Source organism: Staphylococcus sp. GDB20D11A (assembly GCF_016893255.1).
Classification (GTDB): domain Bacteria; phylum Bacillota; class Bacilli; order Staphylococcales; family Staphylococcaceae; genus Staphylococcus; species Staphylococcus aureus.
The window spans coordinates 93,863-114,035 of sequence record NZ_JAFEPJ010000010.1 but is presented as its reverse complement, the minus strand read 5'-3'; the positions used below and the strand labels follow the sequence as shown (position 1 = coordinate 114,035).

18 protein-coding genes, 2 tRNA genes, 1 rRNA gene and 1 pseudogene are annotated in these 20,173 nt (G+C 32.3%); 2 read left to right on the top strand and 20 right to left on the bottom strand.

Translation table 11 applies throughout. The features are described 5' to 3' along the window. The 20 genes and pseudogenes from JV528_RS07845 to kdpF all read right to left on the bottom strand — a co-directional run. A 16S ribosomal RNA gene (locus JV528_RS07845) occupies nucleotides 1–58 on the bottom strand; the annotation flags it as partial. A gap of 119 nt (nucleotides 59–177) precedes the next feature. Then, a tRNA-Gly gene (locus JV528_RS07840) sits at nucleotides 178–251 on the bottom strand. A gap of 21 nt (nucleotides 252–272) precedes the next feature. Then, nucleotides 273–355, bottom strand: a tRNA-Leu gene (locus tag JV528_RS07835). A gap of 646 nt (nucleotides 356–1,001) precedes the next feature. Further along, entirely contained in the window at nucleotides 1,002–1,457 is a 456-nt protein-coding gene (locus JV528_RS07830) for a SprT family protein (protein WP_001058106.1), read from the bottom strand. Then, nucleotides 1,450–3,600, bottom strand: coding sequence for a Tex family protein (locus JV528_RS07825; protein WP_204177625.1), 2,151 nt, complete (start codon nucleotides 3,598–3,600; stop codon nucleotides 1,450–1,452). The genes JV528_RS07830 and JV528_RS07825 overlap by 8 nt, the downstream gene beginning before the upstream one ends. Nucleotides 3,601–4,033: 433 nt before the next feature. Further along, a complete protein-coding gene (sigB, locus tag JV528_RS07820) occupies nucleotides 4,034–4,804 on the bottom strand; it encodes an RNA polymerase sigma factor SigB (protein ID WP_001041107.1) in 771 nt (256 codons plus the stop codon). Continuing rightward, nucleotides 4,779–5,258, bottom strand: coding sequence for an anti-sigma B factor RsbW (gene rsbW / locus JV528_RS07815; RefSeq protein ID WP_001190825.1), 480 nt, complete (start codon nucleotides 5,256–5,258; stop codon nucleotides 4,779–4,781). The genes sigB and rsbW overlap by 26 nt, the downstream gene beginning before the upstream one ends. A gap of 1 nt (nucleotide 5,259) precedes the next feature. Next, nucleotides 5,260–5,586, bottom strand: coding sequence for an anti-sigma factor antagonist (locus JV528_RS07810; protein ID WP_001052491.1), 327 nt, complete (start codon nucleotides 5,584–5,586; stop codon nucleotides 5,260–5,262). Nucleotides 5,587–5,704: 118 nt separating this feature from the next. Beyond that, a complete protein-coding gene (locus JV528_RS07805) occupies nucleotides 5,705–6,706 on the bottom strand; it encodes a SpoIIE family protein phosphatase (protein WP_000390829.1) in 1,002 nt (333 codons plus the stop codon). A 349-nt stretch (nucleotides 6,707–7,055) separates the two neighbouring features. After that, nucleotides 7,056–7,418 (bottom strand): type II toxin-antitoxin system PemK/MazF family toxin, encoded by a 363-nt coding sequence (locus JV528_RS07800; protein ID WP_000621175.1) that lies wholly within the window; start codon nucleotides 7,416–7,418, stop codon nucleotides 7,056–7,058. After that, complete coding sequence (gene mazE / locus JV528_RS07795) at nucleotides 7,415–7,585, bottom strand: type II toxin-antitoxin system antitoxin MazE (protein WP_000948331.1); 171 nt, start codon at nucleotides 7,583–7,585, stop codon at nucleotides 7,415–7,417. The genes JV528_RS07800 and mazE overlap by 4 nt, the downstream gene beginning before the upstream one ends. Nucleotides 7,586–7,669: 84 nt before the next feature. After that, complete coding sequence (gene alr / locus JV528_RS07790) at nucleotides 7,670–8,818, bottom strand: alanine racemase (RefSeq protein ID WP_001281150.1); 1,149 nt, start codon at nucleotides 8,816–8,818, stop codon at nucleotides 7,670–7,672. A gap of 65 nt (nucleotides 8,819–8,883) precedes the next feature. Next, nucleotides 8,884–9,243, bottom strand: coding sequence for a holo-ACP synthase (gene acpS / locus JV528_RS07785; RefSeq protein WP_000581198.1), 360 nt, complete (start codon nucleotides 9,241–9,243; stop codon nucleotides 8,884–8,886). A gap of 3 nt (nucleotides 9,244–9,246) precedes the next feature. Next, on the bottom strand, nucleotides 9,247–9,738 hold the full coding sequence (locus JV528_RS07780) for a PH domain-containing protein (protein WP_001286982.1): 492 nt from the start codon (nucleotides 9,736–9,738) through the stop codon (nucleotides 9,247–9,249). Beyond that, nucleotides 9,731–11,308, bottom strand: a pseudogene (locus JV528_RS07775) (PH domain-containing protein). Before JV528_RS07775 ends, JV528_RS07780 begins: the two are co-directional and overlap by 8 nt. Beyond that, complete coding sequence (locus JV528_RS07770; RefSeq protein ID WP_001287084.1) at nucleotides 11,301–11,780, bottom strand: PH domain-containing protein; 480 nt, start codon at nucleotides 11,778–11,780, stop codon at nucleotides 11,301–11,303. Before JV528_RS07770 ends, JV528_RS07775 begins: the two are co-directional and overlap by 8 nt. Nucleotides 11,781–11,988: 208 nt before the next feature. Further along, the gene (locus JV528_RS07765) at nucleotides 11,989–12,549 is read right to left on the bottom strand and encodes a K(+)-transporting ATPase subunit C (protein ID WP_001092415.1); all 561 of its coding nucleotides are present in this window, start codon (nucleotides 12,547–12,549) and stop codon (nucleotides 11,989–11,991) included. A gap of 19 nt (nucleotides 12,550–12,568) precedes the next feature. Continuing rightward, a complete protein-coding gene (kdpB, locus tag JV528_RS07760) occupies nucleotides 12,569–14,596 on the bottom strand; it encodes a potassium-transporting ATPase subunit KdpB (RefSeq protein ID WP_204177626.1) in 2,028 nt (675 codons plus the stop codon). Nucleotides 14,597–14,614: 18 nt separating this feature from the next. Beyond that, nucleotides 14,615–16,291: a potassium-transporting ATPase subunit KdpA gene (gene kdpA / locus JV528_RS07755; RefSeq protein ID WP_000402649.1), complete on the bottom strand. Its 1,677-nt coding sequence runs from the start codon at nucleotides 16,289–16,291 to the stop codon at nucleotides 14,615–14,617. 23 nt (nucleotides 16,292–16,314) lie between these two features. After that, nucleotides 16,315–16,425, bottom strand: coding sequence for a K(+)-transporting ATPase subunit F (kdpF, locus tag JV528_RS07750; protein ID WP_001793397.1), 111 nt, complete (start codon nucleotides 16,423–16,425; stop codon nucleotides 16,315–16,317). Between the two features lie 137 nt (nucleotides 16,426–16,562). On the opposite strand from kdpF, the gene JV528_RS07745 reads away from it, so the two are divergent. Further along, complete coding sequence (locus JV528_RS07745; RefSeq protein WP_000072266.1) at nucleotides 16,563–19,220, top strand: sensor histidine kinase; 2,658 nt, start codon at nucleotides 16,563–16,565, stop codon at nucleotides 19,218–19,220. Further along, nucleotides 19,220–19,915 carry a response regulator transcription factor gene (locus JV528_RS07740; protein WP_001190844.1) on the top strand — a complete coding sequence of 232 codons (696 nt, stop codon included), beginning with the start codon at nucleotides 19,220–19,222 and terminating at the stop codon, nucleotides 19,913–19,915. Before JV528_RS07745 ends, JV528_RS07740 begins: the two co-directional genes overlap by 1 nt. The last annotated feature ends 258 nt before the right edge of the window (nucleotides 19,916–20,173 follow it).

The window sequence follows — 20,173 nt, the reverse complement described above, 5'->3', positions numbered from 1 at the left end:
GCATGTATTAGGCACGCCGCCAGCGTTCATCCTGAGCCAGGATCAAACTCTCCATAAAAATTATGATGTTTGATTAGCTCATAAATACTAAATAATGTTTGTAACTTATAGTTACGATTTTTGGAATTAACGTTGACAAATTGTCATTCAGTTTTCAATGTTCATTAAAATTATCTATGGAGCGGGTGATGGGAATCGAACCCACAACATCAGCTTGGAAGGCTGAGGTTTTGCCATTAAACTACACCCGCTTATTTAATTAAGAATTTTGATGCGGCCGAGAGGACTTGAACCTCCACGGGATTTCTCCCACTAGGCCCTCAACCTAGCGCGTCTGCCATTCCGCCACGACCGCGGATATAGGCATTTAAAACATCTTCGTTTTTCAGAACGTTATTTATTATATTATGATTAAAAATATTTGTCAATAACTTTTAATCGTTTTTTTACATTAAATTAATTTGTGTTATCAGTTGTTAACACAACGTTATTTATAATAAAACATTAAGAACTTATTGTCAACATATTTTATAAATTAAATTTAGAATTGACTGTCTTTCAAATCAAAGTTTATTTAATTTGTTCTTTTTTAAGGAACGTGTTTAATCATACTAACTATAAGCTGTACAGTCAATAGATAAATTCAATCAAAATGTCATTAAAAATGTATAATTATCTTTTGTGCTACTTTAAAGCTTTAATTGGGTAAAGTTTATATATTATTCATTACTAAAATACGCCAAGATTTTTAATCTAATCAATTGAATTTCATCCTATCAAGTCACAATTTATGCCATTACCTATATCAATAGTAGAAAAGCCGCGATTGCGAAGTATTAAATTACGACAATCTCGGCTTTAAACATTTTATAAACACAATTTCTTCTTATTCAATTACTATGTTTACCAATCAAAATAACTCACTGATAAATTCTATATAAATTCCATACAACTCCTAAATAATCTTACATATACTCGAATTAGCTCTATTTGTATTGTACTTATTTCAATTGTCTTTTCATTCTTAATTTTCCATTACAATGTCCGCAACGCATACGATTCGTATCAACTTTACGGATACGTATATATTTTGCATGACATTTAGTGCAATAATATTCATAATTCGCCCGTTGTTGATAGCTTTCAATGCTGTTACAAAATCTAGGCGCTCCAACCTGTTGGCTCAATCGTTTAAAATCTTGATCTTTATGTTGATAACCTTTACCAGCAATATGCAAGTGATAATGACATAATTCATGCAGTATAATTTTTACAATAGCATCTTCTCCATAATGCTCATATTGTTTTGGATTAATTTCAATATCATGGGACTTTAAAAGATAACGTCCGCCTGTTGTACGTAACCTTTTATTAAAATATGCACAATGTCGAAACGTACGTCCAAATTTTTCTTCCGAAAGGTTCTCAACCATTCGCTGAAGTTTGTCATTATTCATGTGGATCAATCATCGTTAATGATACTTTGTCTTTATTTTTGTCAATACTGTAAATCCAAACGTCAACGATATCACCGACACTGACAATATCCATTGGATTTTTTACGAACTTCTTAGAAAGTTTCGAAACATGGACAAGGCCATCTTGTTTAACACCTATATCTACAAATGCTCCAAAATCTACTACATTTCTAACTGTGCCACTCAATTTCATTCCTTCTTTTAAATCTTCAATTGATAGCACATCAGATTTAAGGATTGGTGTTTCAAACTCGTCCCTTGGATCTCGATTAGGTGCTTTCAAGGATTTAATAATATCCTCTAATGTAGGTACACCTACTTGTAATTCAATCGCCAGTTCATCCATATCCAATGAATTTAATTTAGCTTTTAATGCATCACTACCTAAATCATTGCCACCAAATCCGAGTTTATCTAATAACTGATACGTTACTTTATAGCTTTCGGGATGAATCGATGTATTATCCAATGGCTCTGACCCGTCTACTATTCTTAAAAATCCTATACTCTGCTCAAAAGTTTTAGCACCCAAACGCTTAATCTTACTTAACTCTTTATTATGCTTTATTGCGCCATTTTCTTCTCTATATGCAATTATATTTTTAGCAATTTGCGAACTTAGACCAGACACATATTGTAATAATAATGATGATGCTGTATTGACATCAACACCTACTTGGTTAACTGCTGTTTCAACAACGAAAGTTAATGCATTTTCTAGTGCTTTTTGATTAACATCATGCTGGTATTGTCCAACACCAATAGATTTAGGATCGATTTTAACTAATTCACTTAATGGATCTTGGACGCGTCGTCCAATTGATACGGCACTTCTTTCTTCCACTTGAAAATCAGGAAATTCATCTCTAGCAATTTCTGATGCTGAGTATACTGAAGCACCCGCTTCATTGACAATGATGAATTGTACTGGCAACTGATGCTTTTTAATTAAATCTGCAACAAATTGTTCTGTTTCACGACTTGCTGTACCATTGCCAATTGCAATTAATTGCACATCATACGCTTTAACCATTTGTACAAAATCCTTCTCTGCTGCTTCTTTTTTAGAAACTGGTGGATGCGGATAAATCACACCTTTTGCTATAAAAGTACCGAATGGGTTAATGACTGCTAATTTACAACCTGTTCTAAATGCAGGATCTACGCCTAATATTTGTTTACCTTTCATTGGAGGTTGCAGTAATAGATTTCTTAAGTTTTCACTAAAAACATCTATTGCATGATTTTCAGCTTTTTCAGTTAAATCAGCATGGATTTCACGCTCTATCGAAGGGACAATTAAGCGTTTCAAGCTATCTTTAATCGCCTCTAAAATATAACTGCGATTTACATTATTATGATTGATTTCTTGACGTGCAATGAAGTCCTCTACTGATGTCGTATCGAATTCAAACTTTACAGATAATACTTTCTCTTTTTCACCACGATTCACAGCTAAAACTCTATGATTAGCAATGCGTTTAATTGGCTCACTGTATGCATAATACATTTCAAAAATACCTTTTTCATCTTCAGCATTTTTCTTTTTAGATGTAGTTAACACACCTTGATGATACATATCTTTTAAAATTTTTGTTCTATATTTAGGATTATCTGAAATTTGTTCCGCAATAATATCTTGCGCACCTTTGATAGCATCTTCAACCGATTGCACTTCTTCATTTATAAATTGTTGTGCTTTTTCTTCAATTGAGACTTCATGTTTACGTGCCTTCATCCATATCGCTAATGGTTCTAATCCTTTACGTTTCGCCTCAGTTGCCCTAGTCTTTTTCTTTTGTTTAAAAGGTCTATATAGGTCTTCAACACGTTGTAATTTGTTCTGTTTTAAAATATCTTTCTTTAATTCCTCAGTAAGTAATCCTTGCTGTTCTATATTTTTGATAACTTCTTCTTTACGTTTTTGTAAATTGACCATATATTGGTATTCGTCATCAATTTGCTTTATTTGAACTTCATCTAGTCCACCAGTTTGCTCTTTTCGATACCTCGCAATAAATGGTACTGTATTTTTTTCTTCAAGCAGTGTTAACACTGCTTCAATTTGTTTTTTACTAAATTGATATTTCTCTATGATTGAATTAATCAATTGATTGTCCATTTACTTAACCCACACTTTTTCTTAAATTTACTCATTTATTTTAACATATTCTAAAGTACTTCTATTAAGGTATGATACTTAATGCAATTTTAACTTCCAAAATTTTAAAAACGAATTATTAGGTCATATAATATTTTAAAACGCACTAAGATTATTGAAAATGACACACCATCATTTCTTAAATTTCATAATCTAAGCCTACTTTTTTATTCTAATAGCAATCCACCTATTTAAGCCGACAATTAGATATCTTCCTCACTTAAATTATTAATACTATATCGCGACATTTATGTGGATACACATTAAACTACGTTAATAATGCATTAATTCGAAAATCTTAATTAAATTAAAAATACCCCTCGATTTCATTTGACTAATCAAGGGATAATTGTATGAATTTTTCATTATAAAACGCATCATTAATAAGCAAATTCTATTTATGTGCTGCTTCTTGTAATTTCTTAATTGCCGTTCTTTGAAGTCTTGAAACATGCATTTGACTCAAACCAATACGCTCGCCCGTTTCTTTTTGACTCAAACCTTCAATAAACGTACATTGTATGATTTCTCGTTCGCGATCAGATAATATAGGTAATATTTTTTCTAAAATCATACGTTTTTCAGTTAAGTCATAATGGTCATCTTGTTGTCCCATAATATCTAATAGCGTAACAGTTGAACCATCTTTATCAGCTTCAATGGAATGATCAACACTTAACGCATTATAACTTTGTCCCATTTCCATTGCTTCTAACACTTCTTCTTCCGAAACTTCTAATCGATCAGCTATTTCACTGATAGAAGGTGAACGCTCTAATTCAGCGGTTAGTTCATCGCTTACTTTTTTGATTCTTGGCCCAATTTCTTTAATACGTCTCGGAACATGTACACTCCAAGTTTTATCTCGTAGATATCTTTTGATTTCACCGATTACAGTAGGTACTAAAAAGGCTTCAAACTTCCGTTCAAAGGACATATCGAATCTATTTATGGCACCTATTAAACCAACCATACCAACTTGAACTAAATCTTCGTGATGTGATTGTCCTTTAGAATATTTATATGCCAATGACTCAATTAGTTTTTGGTAATGTTTAACTAACTTATCTTGTGCATCTGTATTCTTATTTTCTTGGTGTTCTTTAATCCATTGGTTAATTTGCTCAGGTGAAACTTCATTAGCTGATTTCGACTCTTTCGCCATTATTTCGCACCTGCTCTTTTTTTATATACTTAGTCATACTGATTGTCACACCAGATTCTTTATATACTGTCACTTCATCCATTAAAGATTCGATTAAAAATAAACCTAGGCCACCTTCGCGTAAAAAGTCTATATTTTCGTCTTTATCATAAGGACCTATTTTTGATTTAGTTGTTTCATAATCAAAACTGTCACCTTTATCAGAAATAACAATTTTAATTTTATCTTCTAAAATTTCAAAATATATGTTAATAATGCCCACATTGTTTTTTTCTTTGTATGCATGTTTAACTGCATTTGTCACAGCTTCACTAACTGCAATCTTGGCATCTTCAATATCATCATATGTAGCACCAGCTCTCGAAAAAACGCCAGAAAGTGTTAAACGAATTAAACTTACATACTCTGCCGATGCTGGCACGCGCATTTCGATAAAATCTTCTTTAGATTGCATGTTATTCGACCTCCGTTCCTTCATTAACATGCATTAAATCCTTAAGACCAGTAATTTCAAATAGTCTACCGATACGATCTGACACACCTAAAATGTATAGTTCTTTATCATTTTGGTTTAATGCTTTTAATGTACCTACGAATAAACCTAAACCTGTCGAATCCATATAACTCACATTTTCTAAATTAACATAAATATCACGAGTTCCATCTTGTCTCATAGGTGTTAAAACCTCTTCTAATTCAGGCACAGTATAAACATCTAATTCTCCACCGACTTTAACTTCGTAAAATTTATCTTGAGTGGTTGTTTCTATATTAAGATTCATTTCATTACACTCCTACTTATTAAAAATATTTATCTTCATTTTAAGCGCTGTATCCACCATATTTATATTTCAAATTATTATATACCCATCGAAATAATTTCTAATCTTCTTTTTTAAATTAATTTACTCTTTTTATAATCAAAATAGTCATATCATCTTTTTTATTTGGGTTTTGAAGCTTTAAAATTGCTTCATAGATAATTTGAACAATATCTTGTGGGTGCATATGTTTATGTTTTTTAATATATTCTAAAAGTTTTTGTTTATCTATAAAGGTACCTTCACTATTTCTAGCTTCAGTCACACCATCCGTTAAAATGATAATTAAATCATCAAGGTATATTGGAATTTCTTGTTGTTGATATCGTGTTTGTGAACTGATTCCTAACACTCTACCTCTAACTGAAATTTCTTCAAATTCTTCTTTTTCAGCGCGATAAATATATCCAGGCTCATGACCAGCTGAACTACAATACAATAAATGGTTCATTTCTTCATATAAACCATAAAACATTGTGACGAACATATTTTGATTAATATTCTTTTCAACAACACGATTTAAACGTTTTAAGCCATCACTCGGTAATTGTGAGTGTCCATAAGAATCCATGCCAAACTTTATCATACTCATTGCTAAAGCAGCTGGTATACCTTTTCCAATGACATCTGCAACAGCAAAGCTCATTGTGCCATCGTTATGGTCAATTAAATTAAAATAATCTCCACTTACTTTTTGTGCCGCCACTGAAATAACGCCAATTTGAATACTATCAAATTGTGGAATATCTGTTTTAAGCATTGTTTGTTGTAAGCTAGAAGCTAAGTCTATCTCTTTATCGTGAACTTGAAGTTTATCTACCAATCTTTGATAATCTCGATAACTATAACCAAAGCCTTTAACGATTTCTTGTAAGACATCTAATGTCTTGAACACATCTTCACGCGTTAAGTTTAACGTCAATATATAGTTTTTGTGAATATCGACAATGTCTTCAGGCAAGACGTCCTTACGAATCACTTCGTCAGTGTATTTCTCACACTTTTTTATCAATTCTACTTTATCTTGGCACGTTAAACTTTCATCAATTAAACCCTTATAATGTTGCTTAAATTCTTCCACGATTAGTTGCCTCCTCACTTCCCTTACAAAGCAAATGCTTAAGCAAGGATAATTATGATTCACTTACTAACATTTATTTAATTGCACTTATCAATTTTGTCGTTTGCAATTTTGCTGTAGATGATACTTTTAAGCTAAAAAAAACTTTAGGATGGAATACCTAAAGCCTAAAAAACTTAAGACATCCTTTTATAATAAAAAATATGAATATCATAACTGGTATTTGCTAAAATCTTTGTTTATAAGAAAATTCTTCGTACAGAATTTAGAAATAGTTATAATTATTATAAAGTTATTGTCTTTTATATCAATATTTTATTTATCTCTGAAAAATACATATAATAGACGCCTAATTTTTCTGATGAGCTACTGCATTCAGCCCTAAACTAATCATTAGTGCATTATCTACTTCTTTCATTTTATCATCGGATAAGTACGTCAGTTTTTCTTTCAATCGTTTTTTATCAAGTGTACGAATTTGTTCTAATAATATAACTGAGTCTTTATCCAATTTATACTTTTTCTTTTCAATCTCTACATGTGTCGGTATTTTCGCTTTATTAATCCTACCAGTTATTGCCGCAACAATAACTGTAGGACTATATTTATTACCAGTATCATTTTGAATTATGACTACAGGTCTGACTCCCCCTTGTTCAGATCCCTGTACTGGTGATAAATCTGCTAAATAAACATCTCCTCGTCTAATCATTCATTCGTTGAATTAGAAGATAAATATGTTTCGTTGCAATCGCATGCTTCACACTCTATCGGAAAAGCTTCGTTCGCTAGGGAGAGATTTAAATCAGCCATTTGTGAATATCCTTCTTTTAAAGATTGTTCTAAGCTATGACTTCTATTTTGACTAAAAGATAACATATGAGAACCTCCAATTGATTCCAAAAGTTATTAAATGACCTTTAATTACTCTAATGATAACAAATTTTATATGCACTGACCATATTATTTTAACAATTCATTTGTTACAAAACGTTGATCACCATCATGATAGATTCGTGGCAAACGTCTCGACAAGTTACAAAGCACTTCATAATTAATAGTATGTTGCTTTTCAGCTGCCACTTCTACCGACTGTGGACTTTCTCTATGATTATCTATTAAAATCACCGAATCTCCAGCTTTAACTTGATCTGGCACTTTTACAATTGTCTGATCCATACATACGCGACCAATAACTTCGCATTGATGACCATTTACATTTACAAAGCTACCTTGCATAATGCGTAAATAGCCATCTGCATATCCAATAGGTAACAATGCTATTGTTGTTGGATCAGTAGCTGTATAAGTTGCACCATAACTTACAGACTCACCCGCTTGTAGCGTCTTTGTTTGAACTACATTAGCAATTAATTGCACACTTGGTTTAAGGTGTACTTTAACTTTTTGCTGTACATACTCTGATGGATAATATCCATAAAGGGAAATTCCTGGTCTTATTGCATTACAGAATTGGCAATCCATTAATAGAGAACCTGCTGAGTTCTGACAATGTATATATTCAGGTTTAATTGCTTCATTGACCATATCTTTAAAACGTTGATATTGTTCAGTTGTCATATATCCTGGTTCGTCAGCGCAGGCAAAGTGTGTAAACACGCCTTCAAATACAAGTTGCTCATATTGTTGAATGATTTCAATCACTTCTTGATACGTTTTAGTGTCTTTAATACCTAAACGTCCCATTCCTGTATCTAATTTAATATGCAACCACAACTTTTTCTCTTGCTCACCAGAAATGTTTTTAATTGCTTCTTTCAACCACTGTTTAGACGGGACCGTTAAGGCAACACGGTGTTGTATCGCTTTATCAATATCTTTAGCTGGTAACACACCTAAGACTAAAATTTTAGCAGTAATCCCATGCATTCTAAGTTCTATCGCTTCATCTAACGTTGCTACAGCAAAAAATGTGGCACCATTTTCCATTAAATGACGTGCTACTTTAACACTACCTAGTCCATAGGCATTGGCTTTAACGACAGCCATCACTGTTTTATTTGGATGCAATGTACTGAATACTTTGAAATTTGATGCAACAGCGTTTAAATCTACATTCATATACGCAGATCTATAATATTTATCTGACATATTACTTCCTCCTGTAATTCCCACACGTTTTAAAACTAGATCTTAATTATCATTGTATAACAAATTTAAAATGCTGACTTTTCTAAAACAACTTGGCTCATCGCATATTGCTCAGTGTGTGAGATACTAACATGTACGATGAACCCTTCGTAATCAATCTTTGGTTTGCCAAGTTCGTCGTTGTAACAGTCTATATCGTTAAAAGCTACATGTTTTCCTAAGCCTGTGCCTAATGCTTTACTGAACGCTTCTTTTGTAGCAAACCTGCCAGCTAAAAATTCAATTTTACGTTGCTCATGTGTGAAATTGTTGAATTTGTGCTGTTCATTTTTAGTTAAAATCCGCTCAACCAATTTTGGTTGCTTACTATATAACACTTTTATTCGATCGATTTCGATTAAATCCACACCAATTCCATGTATCATTGATTATTCCTCATTTTTATTGTTTTCTAAATGTCTCTCGTTATTTAACCATCGTTTCAATCTACGTGCTTCACTTCTATCTATTAATTCAATTTCAGCTTGACCACCCGCTGTATAAAGTGTCAAAGTTGCTAATCGATAGCGTCTCATTATAGGTCCAACATCGATATCAATATTTTGAATACGAAAATATGGTATTACTTTTTCATCCAAAAATAAAATGCCGTTTCGTACACGCAAATGGTGTTTTTCAAATGCATATCTGCAGTGCTTATATCGATAGACTGGCACTATTACAAGCGTGAAAACAGCAACAAGTAATATTATAATCACACTACTAACAATGGATATATAGTTATCTAATATCTCCCAAAATAGCCAGTTCAAAATATTAAATGCTATTAAAAGTACAAGCGCTATGGGTATCCAAAACAGCACAGCGCTTAACCTCATCACTTTTTTAGCATGTGGTGACATAAAATTATAATCACTCATCATTTTCACCTCTCAAATACCATGATTTCAATTTATTTGCATCTTCACTTCTTGCGTATTTTAAGTTAATCGATTGGGCTCCCACACCTTTAGCAACAATAAAACTAAAATTATTTAAATTGTTGCGTTTAAGTAATGTATGTTGCCAAGTGTCAAATCCTATAATGTGATGCGCTTTAAAATAATAAATATTTCGTTTCAATAGCTCGAAATTCTGGATAGTAATTTGTTCTTCTGTCATTTTAAAACCCGCATGTTTGACATAAAGATATCCTTTGATCACAAATAAACCAATAATGACTACCGTTATAATCGTAAATAACAATAATAATTGATTCCAAAAATAACAGCCAATTCCTGCCATAGCTATGACAATAATACTAGGTATTAAAAAGTGCCTGTGGAAACCTGACAAAGGCATACCTTCATTAACTTGTTGATAAGATAAATCAGGTACTAAATTCTGGATAATTTGATAGGCTTTGTCTCGTTTAATAAACGGCAATATCGACACACTACCTGAATCATTGTCATCATCTTCAATTTTTTTATTTTCAAAATCACTTGTGATGATAAAATGTATTGCTGTGTAGCCAAATAATCTTCGTATATATGACTGATGTTCAACAACAGCTTGCAATCGTTTCGTTGGTACAGTCACTTTCTTCTTGTTAAATAGACCATATTCAATTTTAAGTTGCTCATTTTCAAGCATCACCGAAAAGCCATAAAATCTTATCATCGTTATAATCGTTCCAATAATATATGCCAGTATTAATACTAGTAAAATGATGATTAATACTGAAACACTTACAATTTGAACCCATTGACTAATTTCATGATTTAGCTTCGACCATGGGATCAACTCTCTTACAGCGCCGTAAATCGGTACTAAAGCTGCTAACGTTACCCCAATGGCGCCACTGGTCATTGCCATAAATAACGATTCTTTAAAATTCATTTGATATATAGGAATACGTTTATTTTTCTGATTAAGCTTACTATCAGAGTTCTGCACTTCATCTAGCCGACCTTCTGCGATGTCTTCCACATTACCTTCAATGTCATGATTACGGTTGCCATTCTGCTCAGTACTAGACTTTTACGCCATTTCTGTCTTCAACTCTGTTTGCAATTGATCAATATAGCGTTCAAGATATTCACCTTGTTTTTTCGAAATAACACTTAACACAATACCATCACTTGGTGTTTTGATTTGTAAATCCACACCACCAATGATTTGATTGACGACCCCTTGTGTCATATCAACGGACTGAATACGTTTTATATTTAATTCTTTACGCTTTTTATTAAAAATACCTGTTGTTAAAATGAAATAATTATCCTCAATCCAATATCGCGTGTTCATAATTCCGACAATTTGAGAAATGTATGATATTAAAAAGAATACAAATACAATACCTATCCATAAATATGATTCGGGATTCGTATAATCAAAATCTTTCAATTGAAAGATAACAAAAATAAAAAAGACGACTATGTTTTGTTTGATAGCATTAATTATGCCATTAAAATATGAAATCGGATGTAATTTTTGAGGTTCAGACATCACTTTCAACCCCTCTCAAATTCGACATAGTTCTCGCTTCGATTATTTTAACATCGTCATGAGACATCATCGGTAAATAAATAGTATGACCTGCAGTCATAAATCCAACTTTATACAAATTAAGCACTTTACTAATTGGATTAGATTTAATCGACAAGTATTGTAAACGTTCAATTCGACTCGTTTCTTCTTTATATATTAAAAATGATGTACGATATTGTACACTTAGTTGATCAATTTGATAAAAGCGACAGTGATATTGCCATAAAGACTTAATAAATAATTTTAATGTACTCAGAGCACCTAAAACCAACAAAATATAAATTAAGTACTGAGGCCATTCAAATCTTAACCATATAAAATAAAAAATGACATACACAGCTACACTCAATATAAATTCTAAGCCATTCGTAATGTAGTAATACAACAATGCTGACTTAGGACTCTTAGACAACTTAGTATAATCTGACATATACCCCTCTCCCCAAATAAAAAATTATACGGATTTATAATCTATTTCATTTTATTTTTATATGTTGATAATTATAGCATATGGAATATTTCATGCTAATTTATTCTTCCTAAAGGTTCATCTAAAAGTTTAGTTAAGCAGAAAGTGCTTGAATTGCTAAAAAGACACCATGTTATAATTTTATCAACATGATGCCTTTCATCTATATTCAATCTTTCATCTTATCAAGAGCAATATTTAGTTCAAGCACATTCACATAATCATTTGTTAGCACACCACGCTGCTTACGATGTTGAATCAAGTCGGTCACTCTTGAAGTAGATATATGACGAGCATCAGCAATACGAGGTGCTTGCTTCAATGCATTTTCAAGCGTAATATGCGGATCTAAGCCCGACCCAGAACTTGTTGCAGCATCTATTGTTACATTTGAATTACCAAATTTAACATGATGTTTCACGCGTGCTATTAATTCGGTGTTTCCATTCGATTCATTACTTCCACCTGATGATACGCCGTTTTTATATAATTTTTCAGGATTCATATTATAATCAACTGCACTCGGTCTCCCGTGAAAATATCGTGTCTCTGTCCAGTGCTGTCCAATCAATTTTGATCCAACTATACGATTGTCATACGTAATTAAACTACCATTTGCTTGTTGATAAAAAAATATTTGACCAATTAACGTGATAGCTAACGGGAATAAAAATCCACATAATACCATAGTTATTATCGTTAAACAAATACTATTTCTTATCGTATTCATGGTACAGACTCCTTCCTCTTTACACAAAAAATTGTACAATCATATCTATTAATTTAATGCCTAAAAACGGGACGATTAATCCACCTAATCCATAAATCAACATATTATTTATAAAAATTCTATCAATGCTGTAACCCTTTACTTTTACACCTTTCATGGCAATTGGAATTAAGGCAACAATGATTAATGCATTGAATATCAAAGCTGATATGATTGCAAATTTAGGTGACGATAAATGCATAATATTTAGTGAAGTCATTTCTGGAATCGTTGACATCATTAGTGCAGGTAAAATTGCAAAGTATTTTGCTACGTCATTAGCCAAACTAAATGTCGTTAATGCACCTCTCGTCATTAATAATTGTTTGCCTATTTTTACAACCTCTATTAACTTTGTAGGATTCGAATCTAAATCAATTAGATTGGCCGCCTCTTTAGCACTAATTGTCCCTGAGTTCATAGCTAATCCTATATTCGCTTGTGCTAGCGCAGGTGCATCATTTGTACCATCTCCTGTCATCGCAACAATATGGCCTTTCGCTTGTTCATCTTTGATGACTTTAATTTTATCTTCGGGTTTACACTCTGCAACAAATCTATCAACACCCGCTTCTTTTGCAATTGTAGCTGCTGTTAAAGCATTATCGCCCGTACACATAACTGTTTCAATGCCCATTTTTCTCAATTCAGCAAATCGTTCTACTAGACCATCTTTAATCACATCTTTTAAATAAATCACGCCAAGCATGACGTTGTTTTCAATAACTATTAATGGTGTGCCACCTTTACTCGATACATCCATACAGATAGACTCAATATTAAGAGGAATATCGCCTTGTTGTTGTTTGACAAGATTTATCATACTATTAGGTGCACCTTTGAATACCGATATTTCATTTGTAATGATTCCGCTCATTCTAGTTTCAGCTGTAAAAGGCTTATATGTGCCATCAATGTCTTTAGGCAGCTCATTTATATACATCTGCTTCGCTAATCGCACAATACTTTTTCCTTCTGGCGTATCATCGTAGATTGATGACATATAAGCAGCGACTATCAATTTTTCCCACATTTGTTGATTCACTGGTAAAAATTCACTAGCGATTCGATTGCCATAAGTGATTGTGCCTGTCTTGTCTAAAATCATTACATCGACATCTCCACATACTTCTACAGCACGCCCACTTTTCGCTAATACATTGAATTGAGTAACACGATCCATGCCAGCAATACCAATTGCCGATAACAAACCACCGATTGTCGTTGGTATTAAACATACTGTTAACGCAATGAGCATCGCAATAGGTAAAATTAAATGCAGGTAAGATGCTATTGGATATAATGTTACAATAACGACTAAAAATATAATTGTTAACGTTGTTAATAATGTAAAAAGTGCAATTTCATTTGGTGTTTTATTTCTTTCCGCCCCTTCAACTAAGGCAATCATTTTATCTAAAAAAGATGTACCCGCTTCACTCTCAACACGTATTTCTAACCAATCAGATGTTACAAGTGTACCGCCAATGACTCCATCAAAATCGCCACCTGATTCTTTTATCACAGGTGCAGATTCACCAGTAATTGCAGATTCATCAACGGTTGCTAATCCATTTATTACAACGCCATCAGCAGGGATTGTTTCTCCATTTTCTACCCGAATATTTTGTCCGGCTTTTAACTCTGTGGCGTTCACTATCCGATACGCACCATTTTCTTCTATCAATCGAGCAGTTAAATTTGATTGTGCTTGTCTTAAACTATCAGCTTGCGCTTTTCCACGACCTTCAGCAAAGGCTTCTGAAAAATTAGCAAACAATATAGTTATTAATAATATGATAAAAATTGTAATCAAATAACCTCGCGATAGATAGCTAGTTCCAAATATGTCAGGAAAACATATTAATATCAACGTTAAAATCATTCCAACCTCAACGACAAACATTATCGGATTTTTTATTAATTGTTTAGGATTCAGCTTATAAAAACTCATTTTCAAAGCTTCTATCACCATTGTTTGATTGAAATATTTATTTACATGATGCATTTTTTCCATCCCTTTACTTTATTTTAAAGTTAAAAATTCACCAATAGGACCAAGTAATAGTACTGGAATAAATGTCAAACCACTTAGTAAAACGATAAATACGATTAGTGATACGCCAAAATAAGGTTTATCAATCGCTATTGTATATTTATCTTGGTGGTATGATTTTTTATTCACTAAACTTGATGCAATCATTAATTGCAAAATAATTGGTATATAACGAGAAAGCAACATAATGATTCCTGTAGAGATATTCCAGAATGTTGTATCATCTTTCAGTCCTTCAAACCCTGATCCATTGTTCGCTGCAGCTGACGTCATTTCATACATAACTTGTGAGATACCATGAAAAGACGGATTCGTTATACTTTCACTTGCTCCAGGAATCATAAAAGCAAGTGCTGAAAATACTAAAATTAAAATTGGATGTATGAGAAAGACTAAGACAATACATTTCATTTCACGGGCGCCAATTGGCATATTTAAATATTCTGGTGTTTTACCAACCATCAAACTGCATATAAACACCGTCAGTAAGACATATATCAATAAATTCATGAGTCCTACGCCTTCGCCACCAAATACAACATTTAGCATCATTAATACCATTGGGCCTAATCCACCTAAAGGCGTTAAGCTATCATGCATGTTATTAACAGAACCCGTTGTAAATGCCGTCGTAATAACTGTAAATAGTGCTGACAAGCCTGCTCCAAACCGTACCTCTTTACCTTCCATATTCGGTCCATAAATGCCTAAATTTGCTAGTATTGGATTACCACGATACTCACTCCACATAGTTAATGTAAGAATTGCTATAAAAATGAAAAACATTGCGACAAATAATATTAGCGCATGACGATGCACTCGTTTACCATGTCTACTTAACATTCGACCAAATAAGAACAACATTGACATAGGAAGTAACATCATACTGCCCATTTCTATAAAATTACTCCAAATATTTGGATTTTCAAAAGGTGTTGCAGAATTTCCTGCTAAAAATCCTCCACCATTCGTACCAAGATGTTTTATAGATTCAAGTGATGCAATAGGTCCAAATGCAATATGTTGAATATGTCCACTTAAAGTCCGAATCATTAAATTAGCATGCAACGTTTGTGGTACACCTTGAGTCATCAATAAAATACTAATTAAACATGATAATGGTAAAAGCACTCGGACAATAAACCGAACAATATCTTGATAAAAATTACCAATGATATTAGTCAATCTAGTTAAACGTCTCAACATCGCTATACAAACGGCGTAACCTGATGCACTAGATGTAAACATTAAATATGTCATTACAATCATTTGCGTTAAATATGTCACACCTGATTCACCGTTATAGTGTTGTAAATTACTATTTGTTAAAAAAGATATTGCTGTATTAAACGCTAAATCTATCGATTGGTTTAAATTATGATTTGGATTTAAAAAAAACCATTGCTGAACTATTAGCAATACAAATGTTATAAACCCCATAAATCCATTAAATGCCAGAAAATGTTTGACATATGTTTTAGCTGACATGTGTTCTAAATCTGTGCCGATAATTTTAAAACACACATTTTCAAATCTAGTAAATATTAAATCTACTCTTGACGACTGCACCAATGCTACGCGATATAGATATCCACTAAAAACATACGCAATCATAACCATCATTGTTAGAAACAAAATTATTTCCATGATAACCCTCACTTAATAAATTTCTAAAATTTTTCACTACGAATTAAGGCATAAAATAAATACAAAACTAATGCAATTACTACCAATAATAAAACGATGAGCATTGTCATAACCTCCTTACAACACAACAACATCGTAACAACTTGTTTATGAGAGAAACATTAATTTTCAAACTTAGTTATTAAGAAATCATTAAGATGTGTATGCAGAAATAAATTTTATAGCATTTAATTGTGAAGAATATTATGATATTGCTATCGAGGTGAAGGTTATGTCAAACACTGAATCGCTAAACATAGGAAAAAAGCGTGGATCTTTAACAATTTACATCGGTTACAGTCCGGGTGTTGGTAAAACATTTGAGATGCTTTCAAATGCCATTGAACTATTTCAAAGTAACGTTGATATTAAAATAGGATATATTGAACCGCATCAACGTGATGAAACAAATGCATTAGCTGAACAATTACCTAAAATCGCAACCAATTTTACTAAACATGGTAGTCATCATTTTCAATATTTAGATGTCGACCGCATAATCGAAGAATCGCCGACAATAGTACTTATCGATGAGTTAGCACATACGAACATTTCTAGAGATCGTCATGAAAAACGATATATGGATATTGAAGAAATTTTAAATCATGGTATCGATGTTCATACTACTTTGAACATTCAACATATTGAAAGTTTAAGTAGTCAAATTGAACTGATGACCGGTGTACATGTTAAAGAACGTGTACCCGACTATTTCATAATGAGCGCCGATGTATTAGAAGTCGTAGATATCTCACCTGAACAATTAATTAAACGCTTAAAAGCTGGCAAGGTATATAAAAAGGATAGGCTAGATGTAGCTTTTAGTAATTTCTTTACGTATGCCCACCTAAGCGAACTGCGTACATTAACGTTAAGAACAGTTGCCGACTTGATGAGTGATAAAGAAAAAGTCCGACACAACCATAAAACGTCACTCAAACCTCATATTGCTGTGGCAATTAGTGGGAGTATTTATAATGAAGCAGTAATTAAAGAGGCATTCCACATTGCTCAAAAAGAACATGCAAAATTCACTGCTATTTATATAGATGTATTCGAAAAAAACAGGCAATATAAAGATAGTCAAAAGCAAGTGCATCAACATCTCATGCTTGCAAAATCATTAGGAGCAAAAGTAAAAGTAGTTTATAGCCAAACCGTTGCATTAGGATTAGACGAATGGTGTAAAAATCAAGATGTAACCAAATTAATTATCGGACAACATATTAGAAATAAGTGGCGAGACTTTTTCAATAAACCTTTAATTGACCATTTAATGTCCTTTGAACATAGCTATAAAATCGAAATCGTTCCAATCAAACAAATACCTGTTGAATTGAAAATGAACAAGTCACCCTATCGTCCTAAAGGCAAACGTTTCGCCATAGATATGTTAAAAATGATTTTGATTCAAATAATTTGTGTAATGATGGGACTGTGGATTTATCAACTTGATAAGCATGAGTCTAGTACGATTATTTTAATGATTTTTCTCATCGGCATCATTTTGTTATCCATTTGGACGCGGTCCTACATCATTGGCTTTTTAGCAGCAATTATTAACGTATTTGTTTTTAATTATTTTTTTACGGAACCTAGATATACATTTGAAGTATACCGCTTTGACTATCCTATTACATTTATCGTTAGCATTTTAACAAGTATTTTAACGAGTGCTTTATTAAAACAAATTAAATTCCAATACTCCATTACTAAAAAGCAACTTTATCGTACAGATTTATTATTTCAATTTAATGATTCGATTAAACAAACTTATACAGTTGAAAACTTACTAATAAATGCTGGATACCAAATTAATCAATTATTGCAACAATCAATTACTATATACGTTATCAATCAATCCAAAGTAATTAAAACAATACCATTGCAAAACCATATCGATAATACGACTCAACAGCATGAACAAGCATTAAGCTGGGTAATTAAAAATGAAAGACAAGCTGGTGCAACAACAGATACATTTCCAGGCATTAATAAATGGTTGATACCAATTGGCACATCTCCGATTAAAGGCATTCTAGCCATTGATTACCAAAGTTCTCAAGTGATTAATCCATATGATGCATCAATATTAGAATCAATGTTAAATGAACTTTCTCTCGCCGTTGAAAATGTGACGTTACTTAAACAAACGAGAGAATCCATGTTACAGGCTGAACGTCAACTGACACATTCAAATTTTTTAAGATCAATTTCGCATGACATACGTACACCGTTAACAACAATTATGGGGAATTTAGATATTTTAGTATCACATAGTAAAGATATGTCTATCATAGAAAAGGAACAATTACTTGTGCATAGTTTTCAAGAAAGTCAGTATTTATATCTATTAGTAACAAATATTTTATCATTAACAAAATTACAGTCATCAAATGTTCAGATAAAAGTGCAACCTTATCTCGTTAGTGAATTAGTAGAAGAAATCGATATGATTTTAGAACGTCGCCATTTAAAAAAGCGTATAACTGTATCATCCTCAGTAGATTTACAGTTTATACACATTGACAGTAAGTTGATTTTACAAGCTTTATTCAATTTGATTGAAAATGCAGTTAAACACACTTCTACTGACACCAAAATCAATTTATCTATTCGTTATGCTAGCGATGAACAAATCGAATTTGCCGTTATAGACGAAGGATCTGGAATTAGTTTAGAAGAACAACAAAAGATATTCGAGCCTTTTTACACAGGATCAAATAAATATTTTAAAGATAACCAAAAAGAAAGCATGGGACTAGGCTTATATTTAGTACAGACTATCCTACACAAACATCAATCAAACTTACAATATAAACCAAACCAACCACACGGCAGTATATTCTATTTCAATATAGATACAGACTTTAATGAAGGAGACATATAATGCAATCTAAAATATTGATAATTGAAGATGATCACGCAATCACACATTTACTTGATGTTGCATTAACTTTAGATTATTACAATGTAACTACAGCCGAAAATGCCACACAAGCACACTTTAAAATTCAAATCGATAAACCAGATGTCATTTTATTAGATTTAGGTTTACCAGATAAAGATGGATTATGTCTGATTTCAGAAATCAGGCAACATACTGACATTCCTATCATTGTAATAAGTGCAAGACAAGAAGAACAAACAATTATTCAAGCTTTAGATAACGGTGCGAATGACTATATGACTAAGCCTTTTAATGTTGATGAGCTTCGGGCACGAATTCGAGTCATCGAAAGAATCGCTAAGTCACATCAAGAAACTAACATTGTATTTACTAACGGTTTGCTAAGCATCGACTTTGGCTCCAAATCTGTTGTTATTAATAATCAGGAGGTACATTTGACACCAAATGAATTTAGCTTGTTAGAACTATTGGCAAATCATAAAGGAAAAGTACTCACTTATGAGATGATATTAAAACGAATATATGGCTATGTTAATAAGACTGAAATGCCTAGTTTAAGAGTGCATATGACATCATTAAGACAAAAACTTTCACAATGTCACGAGGACGCAAAAGATATTATTAAAACACATCCACGCATTGGTTATCAAATGTTGCAGTGGAAAGAGAAATAATTAAATAAAAAAGATCGCTGCCATTAAACGAATGATTGGCAGTGATCTTTTTTATATTCAACTTATTATTTATCGCGCACTAGTGTCAGCAAAATGCCCTATTGTTTTTTACAAGAACATGATACCGAAATTACTTTTATAAAGTTTATTTATGTTCGATTATTCTTAATTTAAGTAGTCGTTATATTCTAGATTCATATTTATATTTACACAGAATGATATAACCGCACACAGATCTCAATCCAATTAAATATTTAA